The organism is Rhizobiales bacterium NRL2, assembly GCA_001664005.1.
In the GTDB taxonomy this organism is placed as follows: domain Bacteria; phylum Pseudomonadota; class Alphaproteobacteria; order Minwuiales; family Minwuiaceae; genus Minwuia.
In genome coordinates this window covers 1,030,686-1,048,096 of sequence record CP016093.1, presented here as the reverse complement: position 1 = coordinate 1,048,096, position 17,411 = coordinate 1,030,686, and the positions used below count along the sequence as shown (strand labels likewise).

The 17,411-nt window shown below is 67.9% G+C and carries 13 protein-coding genes; 6 read left to right on the top strand and 7 right to left on the bottom strand.

The features are described 5' to 3' along the window. The 6 genes from TEF_04830 to TEF_04805 all read left to right on the top strand — a co-directional run bounded on the left by TEF_04830 (position 1) and on the right by TEF_04805 (position 7,667). On the top strand, positions 1-1,140 hold the full coding sequence (locus TEF_04830; protein ID ANK80186.1) for a hypothetical protein: 1,140 nt from the start codon (positions 1-3) through the stop codon (positions 1,138-1,140). A 2-nt stretch (positions 1,141-1,142) separates the two neighbouring features. Continuing rightward, on the top strand, positions 1,143-1,988 hold the full coding sequence (locus tag TEF_04825) for a squalene synthase HpnC (protein ANK80185.1): 846 nt from the start codon (positions 1,143-1,145) through the stop codon (positions 1,986-1,988). Then, complete coding sequence (locus TEF_04820; protein ANK80184.1) at positions 1,985-2,839, top strand: squalene synthase HpnD; 855 nt, start codon at positions 1,985-1,987, stop codon at positions 2,837-2,839. Before TEF_04825 ends, TEF_04820 begins: the two co-directional genes overlap by 4 nt. After that, complete coding sequence (locus TEF_04815; protein ANK80183.1) at positions 2,836-4,113, top strand: hypothetical protein; 1,278 nt, start codon at positions 2,836-2,838, stop codon at positions 4,111-4,113. The genes TEF_04820 and TEF_04815 overlap by 4 nt, the downstream gene beginning before the upstream one ends. A 28-nt stretch (positions 4,114-4,141) precedes the next feature. Next, complete coding sequence (locus TEF_04810) at positions 4,142-6,097, top strand: squalene-hopene cyclase (protein ANK80182.1); 1,956 nt, start codon at positions 4,142-4,144, stop codon at positions 6,095-6,097. Between the two features lie 112 nt (positions 6,098-6,209). Then, positions 6,210-7,667, top strand: coding sequence for a hypothetical protein (locus TEF_04805; GenBank protein ANK80181.1), 1,458 nt, complete (start codon positions 6,210-6,212; stop codon positions 7,665-7,667). A 258-nt stretch (positions 7,668-7,925) separates the two neighbouring features. Here the strand turns inward: TEF_04805 and TEF_04800 are convergent, their stop codons facing one another. The 7 genes from TEF_04800 to TEF_04770 all read right to left on the bottom strand — a co-directional run bounded on the left by TEF_04800 (position 7,926) and on the right by TEF_04770 (position 17,225). Continuing rightward, entirely contained in the window at positions 7,926-8,378 is a 453-nt protein-coding gene (locus TEF_04800) for a GNAT family acetyltransferase (GenBank protein ANK80180.1), read from the bottom strand. Positions 8,379-8,451: 73 nt separating this feature from the next. Next, positions 8,452-12,171, bottom strand: coding sequence for a ribonucleoside-diphosphate reductase, adenosylcobalamin-dependent (locus TEF_04795; GenBank protein ID ANK80179.1), 3,720 nt, complete (start codon positions 12,169-12,171; stop codon positions 8,452-8,454). A 233-nt stretch (positions 12,172-12,404) separates the two neighbouring features. Beyond that, positions 12,405-13,061, bottom strand: a complete 657-nt coding sequence (locus tag TEF_04790) for a hypothetical protein (protein ANK80178.1) — start codon at positions 13,059-13,061, stop codon at positions 12,405-12,407. Continuing rightward, on the bottom strand, positions 13,061-13,948 hold the full coding sequence (locus TEF_04785; protein ANK83284.1) for an aldo/keto reductase: 888 nt from the start codon (positions 13,946-13,948) through the stop codon (positions 13,061-13,063). The genes TEF_04790 and TEF_04785 overlap by 1 nt, the downstream gene beginning before the upstream one ends. Positions 13,949-14,060: 112 nt before the next feature. Next, on the bottom strand, positions 14,061-14,924 hold the full coding sequence (locus TEF_04780) for a hypothetical protein (GenBank protein ANK80177.1): 864 nt from the start codon (positions 14,922-14,924) through the stop codon (positions 14,061-14,063). Continuing rightward, positions 14,921-16,450 (bottom strand): multidrug transporter, encoded by a 1,530-nt coding sequence (locus TEF_04775; GenBank protein ID ANK80176.1) that lies wholly within the window; start codon positions 16,448-16,450, stop codon positions 14,921-14,923. The genes TEF_04780 and TEF_04775 overlap by 4 nt, the downstream gene beginning before the upstream one ends. A 31-nt stretch (positions 16,451-16,481) precedes the next feature. Continuing rightward, entirely contained in the window at positions 16,482-17,225 is a 744-nt protein-coding gene (locus TEF_04770) for a hypothetical protein (GenBank protein ID ANK80175.1), read from the bottom strand. Positions 17,226-17,411 lie beyond the last annotated feature (186 nt).

The window sequence follows — 17,411 nt, the reverse complement described above, 5'->3', positions numbered from 1 at the left end:
ATGGACGCTCTCGCCTTCATTGCCGGCCTTTCCGCGCTCGCCTGGCTTTACCTGCTGGCGTTTCACGGACGGTTCTGGCGCGCCGCCGAACGGTTGCCCGACGATATCGAGACGCCGGGTGCCTGGCCCTCGGTCGCGGTCGTCGTGCCGGCGCGCAATGAGGCCGAAGTGATCGGCGAGACGGTGCGGCGGCTGGCGGCGCAGGACTATCCGGGCGCCTTGTGGATCGTCGTCGTCGACGACCGCTCGGAGGACGGCACCGGCGAGGCTGCCCGCGCCGCCGCCGACACACGCACCACGGTCCTGCGGGCCGGGGAACGGCCGGCGGGCTGGGTGGGCAAGGTCTGGGCGATGGAACAGGGCCTCAGGCATCTGCGCAGCCTGCCCGAACAGCCCGACTGGATCCTGTTCACCGACGCCGATATCCATCACCCGCCCGATGCGCTCCGCCGTCTCGTCGCCTTCGCCCTGGACGACGACCGCGATCTCGTTTCCCTGATGGTGAAGCTGAAGGTCGCGACATTCTGGGAGCGGCTGCTGGTTCCGGCCTTCGTGTTCTTCTTCGCCAAGCTCTACCCCTTCGCCCGGGTCAACGATCCGTCGGACGGGACGGCCGCCGCCGCCGGCGGCTGCATGCTGGCGCGGCGGACAATTGTCGAGAAGGCGGGGCTGATGGAGAGCATTCGTGACCGGCTGATCGACGACTGCGCCCTGGCGCGCGCGGTGCATCACGCCGGGTCGGGGCGAATCTGGCTCGGCCTGACCGAAACCGTCGAAAGCGCCCGGCCCTATGAGGGTCTGAAGGGCGTCTGGCAGATGGTGGCGCGTTCAGCGTTCACGCAGCTCCGGCATTCACCGCTCCTGCTGGCCGGCACGGTGATCGGCATGGCTTTTCTGTATCTCGCCGGACCCGTGGCGCTGGCGGTCGCGGGCGCCGGCACCGGCCTCGCCGCCTGGGGCCTGATGGCATTGGCCTTCGTGCCCATGCTCCGGCTCTACCGCCAGCCGGTCTGGTTCGCCCCCCTTCTCCCGCTTGCAGGCTTCATGTACACGCTAATGACCATCGACAGCGCCGTCAGGCAGTGGCGCGGCAGGGGCGGCGGCTGGAAGGGCCGCTATCAGGCGAGGAAGAAGACGTGAGCATGGCTGCGGTAGAGACGCCGTCGGGCAAGGGCGCGGGGGACGAGAACTTCCCCGTCGGTTCCTTCCTGCTGCCGAAGCCGCTCCGCCCGCATGTCGCCTGCTTCTACGCCTTCGCCCGCGCCGCAGACGACATCGCCGACAACCCGGCGCTTTCCCCGGACCAGAAGATCGCGCGCCTGGACGCCTTCGACCGGGCGCTGGTGCAGGGTTCCGGCGATCCGGACCTCGCCAGGGCTGACCGGCTGCGCGACAGCCTGGCCGCCTCGGGCGTGACGGATGTCCATGCCCGCGATCTGCTGCGCGCCTTCAGGCAGGACGCGGTCAAGACGCGCTACGAAAGCTGGGACGACCTGATGGCCTATTGCCGGCTGTCGGCCTCTCCGGTCGGGCGCTATCTGCTCGACCTGCACGGCGAGGACCCGGCGGATTACGCCGTCTCCGATCCGCTCTGCGACGCGCTGCAGGTGATCAACCATCTGCAGGACTGCCAGGACGACTACCGTGAGATGAATCGGGTCTACCTGCCGCAGGACTGGCTGGCCGAGGCCGGGACGGACGTCACGGCGCTGGATGCGCCGGCCACAAGCCCGGCGCTGCGGCAGGTGCTGGACCGGTGCCTCGACGGCTGCGAGGAACTCATGGACCGCGCGCGGTTGATGCCGGGGCAGTTGAAGTCCCGCAGGCTGGGCGCGGAATCGGCGGTGATCGTCGCGCTCGCCGACCGCCTGACAGGGGAGCTGCGCCGCCGCGACCCGCTGGCCGAACGCGTCGCCTTCGGCAAGCCGCGAATGGCGCTGATCGCGCTGGGCGCGCTGGCGCGCTTCCACCTGGGCGGGCGCAGATGAACGAGGAGGAATTGCGCGCGGCGCAGGCGCACGCCGAGCGGATCGTCAAGGCGTCCGGCACCTCCTTCGGGCTGGGGATGCGGGTGCTCCCGGAAGCCGAGCGCCGCGCGATGTACGCCGTCTACGCCTTCTGCCGGGAGATCGACGACATCGCCGACGAGCCGGGCGAGGAACAGGCCAAGCGCGACGCCCTGGACGAATGGCGCCGCGAGATCGACGCCCTCTATCACGGCCGCCCCACCCGACCCACGGCGCAGGCGCTGCTGCCGGCGATCGACGCCTACGACCTGCCGCACGGCGAGTTCGTGGAACTGATCGAGGGCATGGTGATGGACGTCGACATGGACTTCCGCCGCCGCACCTGGCTGGACCATGACGGCCTGCATCTCTATTGCCGGCGCGTCGCGGGCGCCGTCGGCCTGCTGTCGGTGCGCATCTTCGGTGAGCCCGACGCGACACAGTTCGCGCTGGCCATGGGCGATGCGCTGCAGCTCACCAACATTCTCCGCGACATCGGCGAGGACGCCGCCGAGGGCCGGCTCTACCTGCCCATCGAAATGATCCGCGAACAGGGCATCACCGCCGAAGAACCGTCGGAAATCGTCCGCGACCCGCGCCTGAAACCCGTCTGCGAAGCGATCGCCGGGGAAGCTAGGCAGCGCTTCCGCGACGCCGACGAACTGCTGACCCGCCATGACAGGCGCAAGCTGAAACCGGCGCTGATCATGGGATCGGTCTATCGCGGCTATCTGGAACGGCTCGAGGCGCGCGGCTTCGACAATCCGGCCGCGCCGGTCCGCCTGTCGAAATTCGCCAAGGCGGGCCGGGCGCTGCGCGCCTGGCTGGGATGACCGCCGCCCGCGCCCACGTCGTCGGCGCCGGCCTGGCCGGTCTGGCGGCGGCGCTGTCGCTCTCGGCGGCGGGACGGCAGGTCACGATCCACGAGACCGCGAGCCGCGCCGGCGGGCGCTGCCGCAGCTATCACGATCCCTTCCTCGACCGGGTGATCGACAACGGTAACCACCTGATGATGTCGGCGAACCGCCACGTCTTTGCCTATCTCGACGAGATCGGCGCGCGGGACCGCGTCGAGGTGACCAGGCCCGCCCGCTACCCCTTCGTCGACGTCGCCACCGGCGAACGCTGGACGCTCAGGCCCAATGCCGGCCGCCTGCCGTGGTGGATCCTGAAACGCTCGCGCAGCGTGAAGGGCGCGCGCCTGGGCGACTGGCTCGACGGCCGGAATCTGCTCGCCGCCGGCCCGGAGGCGACGGTCGCCGATTGCCTGAAGACCGACACCGTGCTCTGGCGGCGCTTCTGGGAGCCGCTCACGGTCGCGGCGCTGAACATCGCGCCCGACGAAGGCGCGGCGGCGCTGCTGGCCGAAGTCTACCGCCGTACCTTCGCGAGGGGCGAAAAACACGCCCGGCCGGTCTTCGTCCGCAACAACCTGGCCGAGGCGCTGGTGGAGCCGGCGCTCGCCGAACTGACGCGGCGGGGCGTCGAGATCCGCTACCGCACCCGGGTGCGCGGGATGGAGGCGGACGGGAACCGGGTCGTCGGCCTGAGCGCCGGCGACGAACGGCTGGAGATCGGCGCGAAGGATGCGGTCGTGCTCGCCGTGCCGTCCTGGGCCGCTTCGGACCTGCTGCCCGGCCAGGCGGTCCCGGCGGGCGCGCGGATGATCCTGAACCTGCATTTCCGCCTCGATGCGCCGCCGGACCCCGGAATTCCGCCGATCACCGGTCTGACCGGCAGCCTGGCGCAGTGGCTGTTCATCAAGGGCGACATCGCCTCGGTGACGGTCAGCGCCGCCGACGCCTTCGCCGACACTCCGGCCGAGGAAATCGCACGGCGGATCTGGCCGGAAGTCGCGGTGGCGCTGGGCTGTTCCGGCGCGGCCGAGCCGCCCTGCCGGGTGGTGAAGGAGAAGCGGGCGACCTTCGCCGAGACGCCCGCCAACGAACGCCTCAGACCGGGCCCCCGGACCCGGTACGACAACCTCGTTCTCGCCGGCGACTGGACCGCCACCGGCCTGCCGGCGACGATCGAAGGGGCGATCCAGTCCGGCCGCGCCGCGGCGGACGTTCTGACGGCCGATCATGCGCCCGGCAATCTTGCCTGAATCCGGCTTTGCTGCTACGCAGCATCCCATGGCGGACACGGCTCTGAAACAGGCGGAGAACGGGCCGCGCGTCGACCTGGATGCGCTGGAGGATCTGATCGCGGATACGCGGTCGGAATACCTGAAGCTGCAGCGTGACGACGGTCACTGGATCTTCGAGTTCGAAGCGGACGCGACGATCCCGGCCGAGTACGTCATGCTCAATCATTATCTCGACGAGATCGACGATCCGCTGGAAGCGAAGATCGGCGTCTATCTGCGCCGTATCCAGTCCGACGAGCACGACGGCTGGCCGCTCTACCAGGACGGCGCGATGGATCTCTCCTGCACGGTGAAGGCCTATTACGCCCTGAAGCTGATCGGCGACGATCCGGATGCGCCGCACATGCGCCGGGCGCGCAAGGCGATCCTGGCGGCCGGCGGGGCGGAGCGCGCCAACGTCTTCACGCGGATCGCGCTGGCCTTGTTCGACCAGGTGCCGTGGCGGGCCGTGCCGGCCATGCCGATCGAGATCATGCTGTTGCCCGAGTGGTTCCCGTTCCACCTGTCGAAGGTGAGCTACTGGTCGCGTACGGTGATCGCGCCGCTGCTGATCATGATGGCGAAGCGCAAGCTGGCGGCGAACCCGCGCGGCGTCGACATCCGCGAGTTGTTCCGCACGCCGCCCGAGGACGTCCGCGACTACAACGTCAACCCGACCGGATCGCCCGTCGGCAGCTTCTTCCTCAGCCTGGACAAGCTGGTCCGGCGCGCGGAGCCGCTGTTCCCGAGGAACAAGCGCGAAAAGGCGCTGCAGGAGGCGCTCGCCTTCATCAAGCCGCGGCTGAACGGCGAGGACGGGCTGGGCGGCATCTTCCCCGCCATGGCCAACACGGTGATGGCGTTCGAGGCGCTGGGCATCCCGAAGGACGACCCGGACCGGAAGATCGCCCGCGCGGCGGTGGACAAGCTGATTCTCGACCGCGGTTTCGAGGCCTATTGCCAGCCCTGCCTGTCGCCCATCTGGGACACGTGTCTGGGCATGCATGCGCTGCTGGAAGCCGGCGAGGCCCCGGACAGCGGACCGATGCTGCAGGCCGCCGACTGGCTGCTGGAGCGGGAGATCACCGACGTCGTTGGCGACTGGGTCTGGAAACGCCCGGACCTGAAGCCCGGCGGCTGGGCCTTCGAATACTGGAACGACCACTACCCGGACGTCGACGACACGGCCGTCGTCGTCATGGCGCTGCACCGCATGGACGCCGAGCGGTACCGGGGAGCCATCGGCCGCGCGGCGGAATGGGTCATCGGCATGCAGTCGTCCAATGGCGGCTGGGGCGCCTTCGACGCCGAGAACGACCGCCAGTACCTCAACGCCATTCCCTTCGCCGACCACGGCGCGCTGCTCGACCCGCCGACCGTCGACGTCACCGCGCGCTGCGTCTCCATGCTGGCGCAGATCGGTCATGACATCGGCAGCCCGCCCGTCGCCCGCGGGCTGAAATTCCTGCGCCGGGAACAGGAGAAGGACGGCAGCTGGTACGGCCGCTGGGGCGTCAACTACATCTACGGCACCTGGTCGGCGCTTTCGGCGTTCAACGCCTGCGGCTACGACATGAGCCGCCATTTCGTCCGCCGCGGCGTCGACTACCTGCTGTCCATGCAGCGCGACGACGGCGGCTGGGGCGAGGGCTGCGAGAGTTACGAGGCGGGCGGCCGCGGCTTCGCGCGCGGCAGCACGCCGTCCCAGACCGCCTGGGCCGTGCTCGGCCTGATGGCGGCCGGCGAAGTGGATCACCCGGCGGTCGCCCGCGGCATCGGCTATCTGATGCAGGGGCCGCGCGACGGCGCCAAATGGGACGAGGATCTCTATACCGGCGTCGGTTTCCCGCGGGTGTTCTATCTCCGCTATTACGGCTACAGCGCCTATTTCCCGCTCTGGGCCATCGCGCGCTACCGCAATCTGAAACGGAAGAACGACCGCAAGGTGGCGTTCGGCATCTGAGGGGCGCATGGCGGCTCCCGCCCGGCGCCGCTTTCGCCCCGCCCGCCGTTCCGATAAAAAGTCGGCGTCGTCCGATGCGGACCGACCAGGGGAGACTTCCGTGATCACGCCGATGCTGGCCGATTTCCTGAAGGCGCTGCGCGAGGCCGATGTGCCGATCTCGCCCGCCGAGACGCTGGAGGCGCACCGCGCCATCGACATCGTCGGCTGGGGCGACCGCGACCTGCTGAAGGACACGCTGGCTGTCACCCTGGCCAAGTCCGAGTTCGAGAAGGAGCGCTTCGACCACTGCTTCGAGCGGTTCTTCGCGGTCGACAGCTTCGACACCGACGAGACCGAGCGCCAGCCGGCGAACGACGACGACAACGAGCCGTCAGAGGACTCCGCGGGGTCCGGCCTGCCGGGCGAGGGCGGCGGCGAAGGCGGCGAGGGTGAAGGCGGCGGTGGCGGCGCGGGCGGTCAGCCGGCAGAGACGCCGGCCAGCGCGGCGCCGGGCGAGCTCTCCGAACTGTCCCGCATGCTGCTGGAGAACGACCGTCCCGGCCTGGAGACCCGCATGGCCCAGTCGGCCGAGGTCTCGGGCGTGCGCGATATCGTGTTGTTCACCCAGATCGGCCAGTTCACCCGCCGCATCGCCGAGGGCATGGGGCTGCAGGAACTGGACGACGATCTTTCCGAACTGCGCGACGCAGGCCTGGCCGGCGACGGCCGGGCCGAGGCGCTGGGCCAGCGGCTGAACGCGCTGCGCGGACGGATGATGGAACGCATCCGTGACTACGTCGAACAGCAACTCGCCCTGCAGGCCGCCAACAAGAGCCGCCGCGTGCGCGAGGAACTGCTGGAGCAGATGCGCCTGACCAACGTGGAGCGGCGCGACTACCTGGTCATGCAGAACCTGGTGCGCAAGATGGCCAGGAAACTGGTCGTGCTGCATTCGCGGCGCAAGAAGAAGTCGCACCGCGGCCAGCTCGACGTCCGCCGCACGCTGCGTAAGAACCACGGCTATGACGGCATGATCGTGGAACCGCAATGGCGGCGGACCAAGATCGACCGTCCGGACGTGCATGTGCTCTGCGACGTCTCCGGCTCGGTCGCCAATGTCGCGCGCTTCCTGCTGATGTTCCTCTATTCGCTGCAGGAGGTGTTGCCCAAGGTCCGCGCCTACGCCTTCGCCGGCGAACTGCGCGAGGTCACGAAGCTGTTCGAGACGCGGCCGATCGAGGAGGCGGTGGCGAGCGTGCTGGAGGATTTCGCCTACATGCCGACGGACTATGGCCGGTCGCTGATGGACTTTCGCGACATCGGGCTGGACGACGTCGACTACCGCTCCACGGTGATCATCCTGGGCGATGCCCGCTCCAACTACTCCGATCCGAAGACGGAGGTGGTGCGCACGATCTACGACCGCTCGAAGCGGCTGATCTGGCTCAATCCGGAAGGCCGCAACCAGTGGGGCACCGGCGATTCGGAGATGCTGCGCTACGCGCCCAACTGCCACCAGGTGGAGGTCTGCAACTCGCTGCGCCATCTTGAACGGATCGTCGACCGAGTGCTGCGTTCCGCCCTCTGAGGCGGTCTGGCATTCAAAAACACCATTACTTTCTGTGAGTTACCGGTCGCCAGGGTTGGAGGACCGCGTCTGCACTCCCATCTGTCGGGGACGAAGAAGAAAGGAGTGGACCATGACCTCCGAAAAACTGAATGTCGAAGAGGCTCGTCAGGGCGAGACGTCGGGCCATGTCCGCGCCATGCTTTTGGGCGGCGTCGCCGGCGCGGTGATCGCGTTGGCCATCGCTTGGGCTTTCTTCTAGATCAATCCCCTGATCCGTCAGAGATCGAGCTTCATGCCGGCATGGGAATGGATGAAACCCAGCCGCTCGTAGAAGCGGATGGCGTCGGTGCGCCTCAAATCCGAGGTGAGTTGCACCAGCGCCGCGCCGTCCGCACGCGCCCGCTCGATCGCGTGCCGGAGCATCTGCTCGCCCAGTCCCCGCCCGCGCGCAGCGCCCGCCACGCGCACGCCCTCGATCTGGGCGCGCAGCATGCCGCCCCGTGAGAGCCCCGGGATCAGCGTGTACTGCAGGCAGCCCATGACCGCGCCGCCCTCATCGACGGCGAGGATGTATTCGTTGCCGGTCTGCGCCTGCATGGCCCTCAGCGCCGCGCGATAGGGCTCAAGGTCGGACGGAGTTTCGCGCGTCCTGCCCAGCCCGTCATCGGCCAGCAGCGCGGCTATGGCGGCGAGGTCGTCCTCGGTAGCGCTGCGGAAGGTGATGTTCATCGCCGGCCCTCACAAAAGGAAACGGCGTCACCGGTGAGGATGGCGCCGCATTCCGTTCATCCGTCCCCGAAGGTCAGGAACAGCCCGTGGTCCCGCCGCAGGTATCGCATTTCAGGCAGGTGCCGTTGCGCACCAGGGTGAAGTTGCCGCATTCGTCGCAGCTGTCGCCCTCATAGCCCTTCATGCGCGCAACCGCGGCCTGCTGCGCCCGCCCGTCGCCGCCACCGCGCACCACTGCCGGCGATTCGCCGGAACCGATGGAGACTTCGGTATAGGTCGACGTCGCCACCGCGGCCGCACCGCCAGCGGCGCCGCCGGCGGCCCGCATCGCCTCGGCGGTCTGCTCGACCGCCTGGGTCGTCTGTTTCCGCTTGTCGGGGTTGAGCACGTAGAGGTTGGAACGGACATAGCCGGTCGAGGCGACCTTCATCACTGCTTCCAGCGCCTCGTCGGTGGCCCGAACCTCCTGAGCCGCGGTCGCGGGCAGTTCGCCCTCGTGGGCGCCCTGGCCCAGCGCATCGGCGCGCAGATCGCTCGGCTCCACATGGGCAAGGTCGTTGCGGCCCATGTAGCTCACCGCCAGCTCCCGGAAGACGTAGTCCAGGATCGAGGTGGCGTTCTTGATCGCGTCATTGCCCTGGACGATGCCGTTGGGCTCGAAGCGCGTGAAGGTGAAGGCCTCGACGAACTCCTCCAGCGGCACGCCGTACTGCAGGCCGATGGAGATGGCGATGGCGAAGTTGTTCATCAGGCTGCGGAAGGCGGCGCCTTCCTTGTGCATGTCGATGAAGATCTCGCCCAGTTCGCCGTCGTCGTACTCGCCGGTGCGCAGGTAGACCTTGTGGCCGCCGACCAGCGCCTTCTGGGTGTAGCCCTTGCGCCGGCCGGGCAGACGCCGGCGTTCGTGCACCAGCACCTTCTCGACGATGCGCTCGGCCACCACGTGGGCCTTCTCCGCCAGCGGCGCGTCCGCCAGGGTTTCTTCCAGGCTCTCGCCGTCCTCCTCGAGCGCGATCGCGCTGAGCGGCTGGGAGAGCTTGGAGCCGTCGCGGTAGAGGGCGTTCGCCTTCAGGCCCAGCCGCCAGGACAGCATGTAGGCTTGCTTGCAGTTCTCCACCGTCGCCGAGTTCGGCATGTTGATGGTCTTGGAGATGGCCCCGGAGATGAACGGCTGGGCCGCCGCCATCATCCGGATGTGGCTCTCCGCCGAAAGGTAGCGCTTGCCGATGCGGCCACAGGGATTGGCGCAGTCGAAGACGGGCAGATGCTCATCCTTCAGATGCGGCGCGCCCTCCATCGTCATCGCCCCGCAGACATAGGTGTTGGCGGCCTCGATGTCGGCCTTGGAGAAGCCCAGCGCCGAGAGCACGTCGAAGCTGAAGTCGTCGAGCTGTTCGGGCTCGAAGCCCAGCACGCGCAGGCAGAAATCCTCGCCGATGGTGTACTTGTTGAACGCGAAGCGGATGTCGAAGGCGCTCTGCAGCCCCTCCTCGATGCGCTCGAGCACCGCCTCGTTGAAGCCCTTCTGCATCAGGCTTTCGAAGTTCACGCCCGGCGATCCGTCCAGGGTGCCGTGGCCGACGGCGTAGTTGATGATGTCCTCGCACTCGGACTGGCTGTAGCCCAGCTTCGCTAGCGCCGCCGGCACGGTGCGGTTGATGATTTTGAAATAGCCGCCGCCGGCGAGCTTCTTGAACTTCACCGTGGCGAAGTCGGGCTCGATGCCGGTGGTGTCGCAGTCCATCACCAGACCGATGGTGCCGGTCGGCGCGATCACGGTCGCCTGGGCATTGCGGAAGCCGTTGATCTTGCCCAGATCCAGCGCCCGGTCCCAGGCCCGGCGCGCCGCCTCGACCAGATCCTGTTCGGGGCAGTCCGCCGCTTCCAGCGGCACCGGCGCGATGGCCAGATCCTCGTAGCCGTCGGTTTCGCCATGGGCGGCGCGGCGGTGATTGCGGATCACCCGCATCATCGCATCCGCATTGTTGGCGAAGCCCGGGAACGCGCCCAGTTCGCCCGACATCTCGGCGGAGGTGGCGTAGGATTCGCCGGTCATCAGCGCGGTGATCGCGGCGCAGATCGCCCGGCCCTCGTCGGAATCGTAGGCCAGACCCATCGACATCAGCAGCCCGCCGATATTGGCGTAGCCCAGGCCCAGGGTCCGGTACTTGTAGCTCAGCTCCGCGATTTCCTTCGACGGGAACTGCGCCATCAGCACCGAGATTTCCAGGGTCACGGTCCAGAGACGGACGGCGTGCTCGAAGGCGGCGATATCGAACCGGCCCTCGGCGTCGCGGAACTGCATCAGGTTGAGCGACGCCAGATTGCAGGCCGTGTCGTCGAGGAACATGTACTCCGAGCACGGATTGGAGGCGTTGATCCGCCCGTCATTGGGGCAGGTGTGCCACTCGTTGATCGTGGTGTCGTACTGGACGCCCGGATCGGCCGAGGCCCAGGCCGCGTAGCAGACCTTCTCCCACAGCTCCTCGGCCGGCAGCGTGCGCGCGACCTCGTCCACCGTGCGGTATTTCAGCTTCCAGTCGCCCTTCTGCTGGACCGCGTTGAGGAAGGCGTTGGGGACGCGCACGGAATTGTTGGAATTCTGGCCGGAGACCGTCAGATAGGCCTCCGAGTCCCAGTCCTTGTTGTAGACCGGGAAGTCGATCTCGCGGTAACCCTGACCGGCGAACTGGATGACGCGCTGAATGTAGTTCTCCGGGATCACGGCCTTGCGGGCGGCGATGATCTCGGATTTCAGCGCCGCATTCTCCTTGGGATCGAGGCGGCGCTTGTCGTCGGGCCCGAATGCGTCGTTCCAGCACGCGGCGATGATCAGGTTGAGGTGCTTGTTGGCGAGCGTCGAGCCGGAGACCAGCGCGGCCACCTTCTGCTCCTCGACCGCCTTCCACATCACGTATTCCTCGATGTCGGGATGATCGAGGTCGACGGTGACCATCTTGGCGGCGCGGCGGGTGGTGCCGCCGGACTTGATGGCGCCGGCGGCGCGGTCGCCGATCTTGAGGAAGCTCATCAGGCCCGAGGACTTGCCGCCGCCCGACAGGGGCTCGTTGGCGGCGCGGACGGACGAGAAATTGGTGCCGGTGCCGGAGCCGTACTTGAACAGGCGCGCTTCACGGACCCAGAGGTCCATGATGCCGCCCTCGTTCACCAGATCGTCGGAGATCGACTGGATGAAGCAGGCGTGGGGCTGCGGGTGTTCGTAGGCGCTGCGGGACTGGGTGAGCTCGCCGGTCTGGAAGTCGACGTAGTAATGGCCCTGGGCGGGGCCGTCGATGCCATAGGCCCAGTGCAGGCCGGTGTTGAACCACTGGGGCGAATTGGGAGCCGCCATCTGCCGGGCCAGCATGTAGCGCATCTCGTCGTAATAGGCCTGGGCGTCGGCCTCGGCGTCGAAATAGCCGCCCTTCCAGCCCCAATAGGTCCAGGCGCCGGCGAGACGGTCGAAGACCTGGCGCGCGTCGGTCTCCCCGCCGAAACGGCGGTTCTTCGACAGTTTCGCCATGCCGTCCTCGTCGGGGGCGCGGCGCTGCAGCCACAGCGGCACGTCGTCCTCGGCAACCGGCACGGTCTTCGCGGGCACACCGGCCCTGCGGAAGTATTTCTGGGCCAGGATGTCGGCGGCCACCTGGGAGAACTGCCGCGGCACCTGGAGCTCATCGAGCCTGAAGACGATCGAGCCATCCGGATTGCGGATTTCGCTGGTCGTCGTCCGGAATTCGATGGCGTCGTAAGGCGACGCGCCCTCGGTCGTGAATCGACGCTCGATACGCATGATGCTCCCCCTTCTGGTGCCCGCTTCGGCCCGGAATTTCCCTGATTTGCCCTGCCGCCGCCCCCAGCTCTGGTGTGCCGAGGGTCAATTCGACCACTACATATTGGGAGAAGCGCAGACTCACCGTCAACAGGAAAAAGCTAGATATGGTGTATGACATCCCGACAACGCGGAAATCTGGGCATCCGGGTGCTTTCAAGCGTTAGATCATACGGGCTGCCGGCTCGAAGGCCCTACCGCCTGAGAGCCAGCGCCAGGAGTCCCAGAATCGCGGCCGCCGCCGGGATCGCCGCCTGCCAGGCATTGCCCATCGTGTAGAGCGTGAGCGCGCTGCCGGCGCACCACAGCAGGGGCAACGGTACGAGCAGCACCGCCCAGCGCAGCGGGGCGACGAGGACGACGACGCCGAGGGTCGCCATGGCCGTCGGATCGGGCGCAATGCCGACAATCTCCGCGCCCGCGATCGGCCGCCCGGCGATGACGGCCGTCAGGGGATGCAGCGCCACGGCGTAGACCAGCAGCCCGTGGCCGAGCACGGCGCCCCCGCCCCGGCATTCCCTGCGCCAGGGCCTGAGCGCTGCGGCGGCGAGCAACAGGCCCTGCAGCGCGAAGAGCGGCGCGACATATTCCATGGCCCATTTGATCGGGGCATAGCTCAGCCAGACGAACCGCCACCCCACCCAGAGCCAGGCGGCGGCGGCCGCCGCCAGGACAAGCGCGCGCCGCCGGGGCCCCGACCACAGCAGCAGAACGATCGCGGCGAGGCCGAGCGCCAGCGTGACCGCGGGCAGAGGCCAGAGCGCCCGGTTCGCCAGTTCGAACAGCCGCCAGTAGACCTCGGCCGAGAACATCAGGAAATCGCGCAGGCTGTAGGTGGACCAGTCCGCCATCAGAGATCCCGGAAATGCTGCACGATCGCGCGCCGCTGGCGCTCGTCGGGCAGGACGCCCCGGGCCGCTCGCTTGTTCTGGCGGACATGGTCGACGCGGGTGGTCGCCGGGATCGTCACGGTCACCGCCGGATGGGAGAGGATGTACTTCACGATGACTTCCGGCCAGGCGTCCGCACCGAGATCCCGGGCAACGGCCGGCAGCGGCTCGCCCTCCAGCCGGCGGATCAGCGCGCCGCGCCGGAAGGGCCGGTTGACGATGACGCCGATCCCCTTCTCGCGCGCCAGCGGCAGGATGCGGTCCTCCGGCTCCGTGTCGGCGACATTGTAGCTGAGCTGCACGAAATCGATCGGACGCTCCCGCATGATTCGCTCCAGCAGGTCGTGGCGCCGGCCGTGGGAGGTGGTGATCCCCACGTAGCGGATGCGCCCCGCCGCCTTCATGGCGAACAGGCGCTCCAGGTGCCCCTGCCAGGCCAGCAGGTTGTGCACCTGCATGACATCGAAGCCGTCGATCCGCCACTCGGCGCGGGATTCGGCGATCTGTTCCGGCCCCTCGTCCGGCGATGAGGTCCAGACCTTCTCGGCGGAGAGGAGCGTTTCGGGAAAGCCGAGCTTCTCCAGACCATGACCGACGGTATCCTGTGAGGAGCCGTACATCGGCGAGGAATCGATCATGCCGCCGCCCTCGCCGAAGAAGGCGCCCATGACGGCGGCGCACTGTTCCAGCAGGCGCGAATCGCGGCCGACGTTGAAGGTGATCCAGGTGCCCAGGCCCACCGCCGGCACCGTCTCGCCGGTCGAGGGGACGCGGCGCGTCTCCCCGGGCGCGGTCTGTCCGATGGCCGGAACGGGCAGGACGGCGGCGCCCAGCGCGCCGAGAAGCATCCGTCTGCGGCTGATCCTCATGATCCGCGCATTCCCTTCCATGGTTGCCTGCGGGACCATATTGGTTCGGGGCCGCGCCGCTGCGAGCGCACGATCGCTTGAGCGGCCGGCCTCAGGCCGCGGCGCGGCGCTCGCGTTTCAGCCCGACCAGCGTATGGCCGAGCAGCGTCGCGAGGATGACGAGACCGCCGATGAATCCGAGCTGTGTGGGCGCCTCGTCCAGGATCAGCCAGACCCAGAGCGAGCCGAAGACGGTCTCCAGCAGCAGGATCAGTCCGACCTCGCCCGGCGGCAGATAGCGCGGCCCGATGGTCATGCCGATATAGGCCAGCGGAATGAACACGAGGCCGCCAGCCAGCACCGCGAACCAGGCCACCTCCGTCGCCGGCATCTGCACGAAGAAGGCTGCGGGCGTGGCCGTGATGTAGAGCCCCAGCGTCGTGGCCGGCATCATGTTGACGTCGCGCGAACTGCGGATCACCACGAAGGTCAGCGAAATGCCGATGACGCAGATCAGCGCGAAGAGTTCGCCCAGACCGGCGTTCAGCGAAATCTGCTCGCCCGCCACCATGGCGACGCCGGACAGGGCGAAAACGGAAGCGATCCAGGTCCGCGGCGCGACGCGCTCGCGCAGGAAGATCCAGCCGGCGATCGATGAGATCAGCGGCGTGGTGGCGATGATCACCAGCACGTTCGCCGCCGCGGTATGCGTGTTGGCGGCGACGAAACAGTTGTTGGTGATGCCGTAGAGCACCGCGATCAGGATGCCAGGCCAGCCGATGGCCCGGACCCGGGCGGGGAATGCGCCGCGCCACCAGAGCGCCATGCCGACGGTCAGCATCAGGCCGACGAACAGGCCCCGCCAGAAGATCATGGGCAGGGCCGGCAGTCCGGACATCTTGATGAACAGCGCGTCGGGGCTGAGCGCCATGACGCCGGCGACCATGATCAGCAGTCCTTTCTGGCGCTCGGTCATTTCGCGTGCCCCTGCCACTTGACCATCCAGAAGAACGGTATCGTCGCCAGCGAGATGATGGCGAACAGGTAGAAGGCATTGATGTAGCCGACCATCAGCGACTGCCGCGTGATCTCACCGGCCATCGCGGCGAGGCCGCTTTCGCTGTCGAGGTTCCAGCCGCCGATCACGGATGGATAGCGCAGCACGTCGTTCATCGGCGAGATCTCCTCGGCCATGTTCGAATAGTTGTACTTCGACGTCCGTATGACCACGGCAACACTGACCGAGATGAAGAAGCTGGAGCCGAAATTGCGGATCAGATGAAACACCGAGCTGCCCTCGCCGGCCTTCTCGGGGCCCAGCGTGGCGAACGCGACCTGGGTGACCGGCACCCAGCAGAGCCCGACGCCCAGGCCCTGCATGGCGCTGGTCCAGGCGACGTCCCAGCTGGTCAGGTTGATGTCGAAGCTGGCGATGTAGAGCCCGGCGATGCCCTGAAGTCCGAAGCCGACGGTCATCCAGAAGCGCGGATCGAGCCGCGAGGCCCAGATCATGATGATGAATCCGACCAGCGTGCCGAGGCCGCGGGTCGCCAGCAGCCAGCCGATGGCGCCCTCCGGAAAGTCGCGCAGCTGCTGCAGCATGGGCGGGAACAGCACCATCGGCGTGAAGTTGAGCATGCCGAAGATCAGGATGAAGAACATCCCGAAGGCGAAATTGCGGTCCTTCAGCATCTGGAAGTCAAGGAAGGTCTTCTTCGAAGACGTCAGGCTGTGGCTGACGAAGATCCAGAAGGCGAGGGCAGCGATGCAGGCCTCGATGATGATCTCCGGGCTTTCGAACCAGTCGGCCCGCTCGCCCCTGTCCAGCATCAGCTGGGTCGCGGCCACCGCCACGCTGAGCGCGAGAAAACCCGTCCAGTCGAGGCGCGCCTTGCCCGGAATGTCGAGGTCCCGCACGAACATCAGGATGCCGACGATGGCGACGAGGGCACAGGGTACGACCATGAAGAAGACCCAGCGCCAGCCATAGGTCTCCGACAGGTAGCCGCCGAGCGTCGGCGCGATGATGGGGCCGAGAACGACGCCGACGCCGAAGACCGCCATCGTCGAGGCGTGTTTCTCCCGCGGGAAGGCCTGCAGCACGATGGACTGGCTGCCCGGCACCATGGGCGCGCCGAACATGCCCTGCAGCACGCGGTAGAAGACGATCTCGGGCAGCGAGTTGGCCATGCCGCAGGCCAGCGTGGCGCCGGTGAAACCCAGCGCCGAGATCAGCATCACGCGGCGCTGGCCCAGCCTGGCGATCAGCCAGCCGGTCATCGGCGTGACCACGGCGGTGGCCACCAGGTTGAAGGTCACGACCCACGCGATCTGGTCGGTGGTCGCGCCGAACGCCCCCTGCATCTTGGGCAGGGCGACATTGGCGATGGTCACCGTCATCGCGTAGAGCATGGTCGACATGGTCAGCGTGAAGATCAGGCACCCGCGCTCGAAGCGGGTCATGACCTGCGCCGGCGCCGTCTGACCGTCGGCCACGCTCATTCCGCCGCGGCCGGATGTCCGCCGCTCCGCCTCACGTCCTGAGCGTCAGGCCGCCGTCGACGGTCAGGCTGTGGCCGGAGACGAAGCCGGCGTCGTCGGACGCCAGGAACAGCGCCGCGCGGGCGATGTCGAGAGGATCGCCCAGCCGCCGGAGCGCCGCCTTCTTCGCCCAGATGGCCGCGATGTCCTCGTTGGCGAAACTCTGAGCCGTCATGCCGGTCTGGATTGCGCCCGGCTCGATGCAGTTCACGGTGATGCCGAACTTGCCGAGTTCCAGCGCCAGGGTCCGCGTCATGCCCGCGACCCCGGCCTTGGAGGCGCAGTAGGCGGTGAGTCCGTAGTCGGTCATGCGCGCCATTACCGAGGCCGTCGAGATGATGCGGCCGGCGGGGCTGTCCTTCAGGTGCGGAATCGCCGCGCGGGCGAGCTTGAAGGCCGAGGTGAGGTTGACCGAGATCGTGATGTCCCACTCGCCGTCGGTCATGTGCTCGCCCAGCGCGTTCCGGCTGACGCCCGCATTGTTGTAGAGGATATCGAGCCGGCCGAACTTGCCGACGGCGGCGTCCACGATCTTCTCCGCCGCCTCCGGCTCGGTGATATCCTGCTCCATCGCCGTGACGTAGGAATGCCCGTGCTTCGCGGCGAGGTCCGTGCCCGGCCGGTCGACGGCCAGCACCATCGCGCCCTCGCGGGCGAAGAGATCCGCCGTCGCCTGTCCGATGCCGCTCGCCGCCCCGGTCACGATCGCCGCGCGCCCTTCCAGTCTCAAAGCCATGAAATGCCTCCCCTGTCCGTGGTCGCCGCCAGTCTATTGATCGCGGGCCGCGAGAACACCGGTCATTGCGCATGAGGTGGATGCGTGGGCCCGCAGAAGTATCGACGCCGATCCGTTCGCGGACGGGCCGGGGATTCGCCGGGTCGGGCAGCCCGCCGTCTCCACCATTCAGAAGGCGCACGAGCA

Bases quoted from the DNA above. Each gene is read 5' to 3' on its own strand.
- TEF_04805 (ANK80181.1), top strand. From the start codon at position 6,210: ATGCTGGCCGATTTCCTGAAGGCGCTGCGCGAGGCCGATGTGCCGATC.
- TEF_04800 (ANK80180.1), bottom strand. From the start codon at position 8,378: ATGAACATCACCTTCCGCAGCGCTACCGAGGACGACCTCGCCGCCATA.
- TEF_04810 (ANK80182.1), top strand. From the start codon at position 4,142: ATGGCGGACACGGCTCTGAAACAGGCGGAGAACGGGCCGCGCGTCGAC.
- TEF_04790 (ANK80178.1), bottom strand. From the start codon at position 13,061: ATGGCGGACTGGTCCACCTACAGCCTGCGCGATTTCCTGATGTTCTCG.
- TEF_04825 (ANK80185.1), top strand. From the start codon at position 1,143: ATGGCTGCGGTAGAGACGCCGTCGGGCAAGGGCGCGGGGGACGAGAAC.
- TEF_04780 (ANK80177.1), bottom strand. From the start codon at position 14,924: ATGACCGAGCGCCAGAAAGGACTGCTGATCATGGTCGCCGGCGTCATG.
- TEF_04785 (ANK83284.1), bottom strand. From the start codon at position 13,948: ATGCTTCTCGGCGCGCTGGGCGCCGCCGTCCTGCCCGTTCCGGCCATC.
- TEF_04830 (ANK80186.1), top strand. From the start codon at position 1: ATGGACGCTCTCGCCTTCATTGCCGGCCTTTCCGCGCTCGCCTGGCTT.
- TEF_04820 (ANK80184.1), top strand. From the start codon at position 1,985: ATGAACGAGGAGGAATTGCGCGCGGCGCAGGCGCACGCCGAGCGGATC.
- TEF_04770 (ANK80175.1), bottom strand. From the start codon at position 17,225: ATGGCTTTGAGACTGGAAGGGCGCGCGGCGATCGTGACCGGGGCGGCG.
- TEF_04795 (ANK80179.1), bottom strand. From the start codon at position 12,171: ATGCGTATCGAGCGTCGATTCACGACCGAGGGCGCGTCGCCTTACGAC.
- TEF_04815 (ANK80183.1), top strand. From the start codon at position 2,836: ATGACCGCCGCCCGCGCCCACGTCGTCGGCGCCGGCCTGGCCGGTCTG.
- TEF_04775 (ANK80176.1), bottom strand. From the start codon at position 16,450: ATGAGCGTGGCCGACGGTCAGACGGCGCCGGCGCAGGTCATGACCCGC.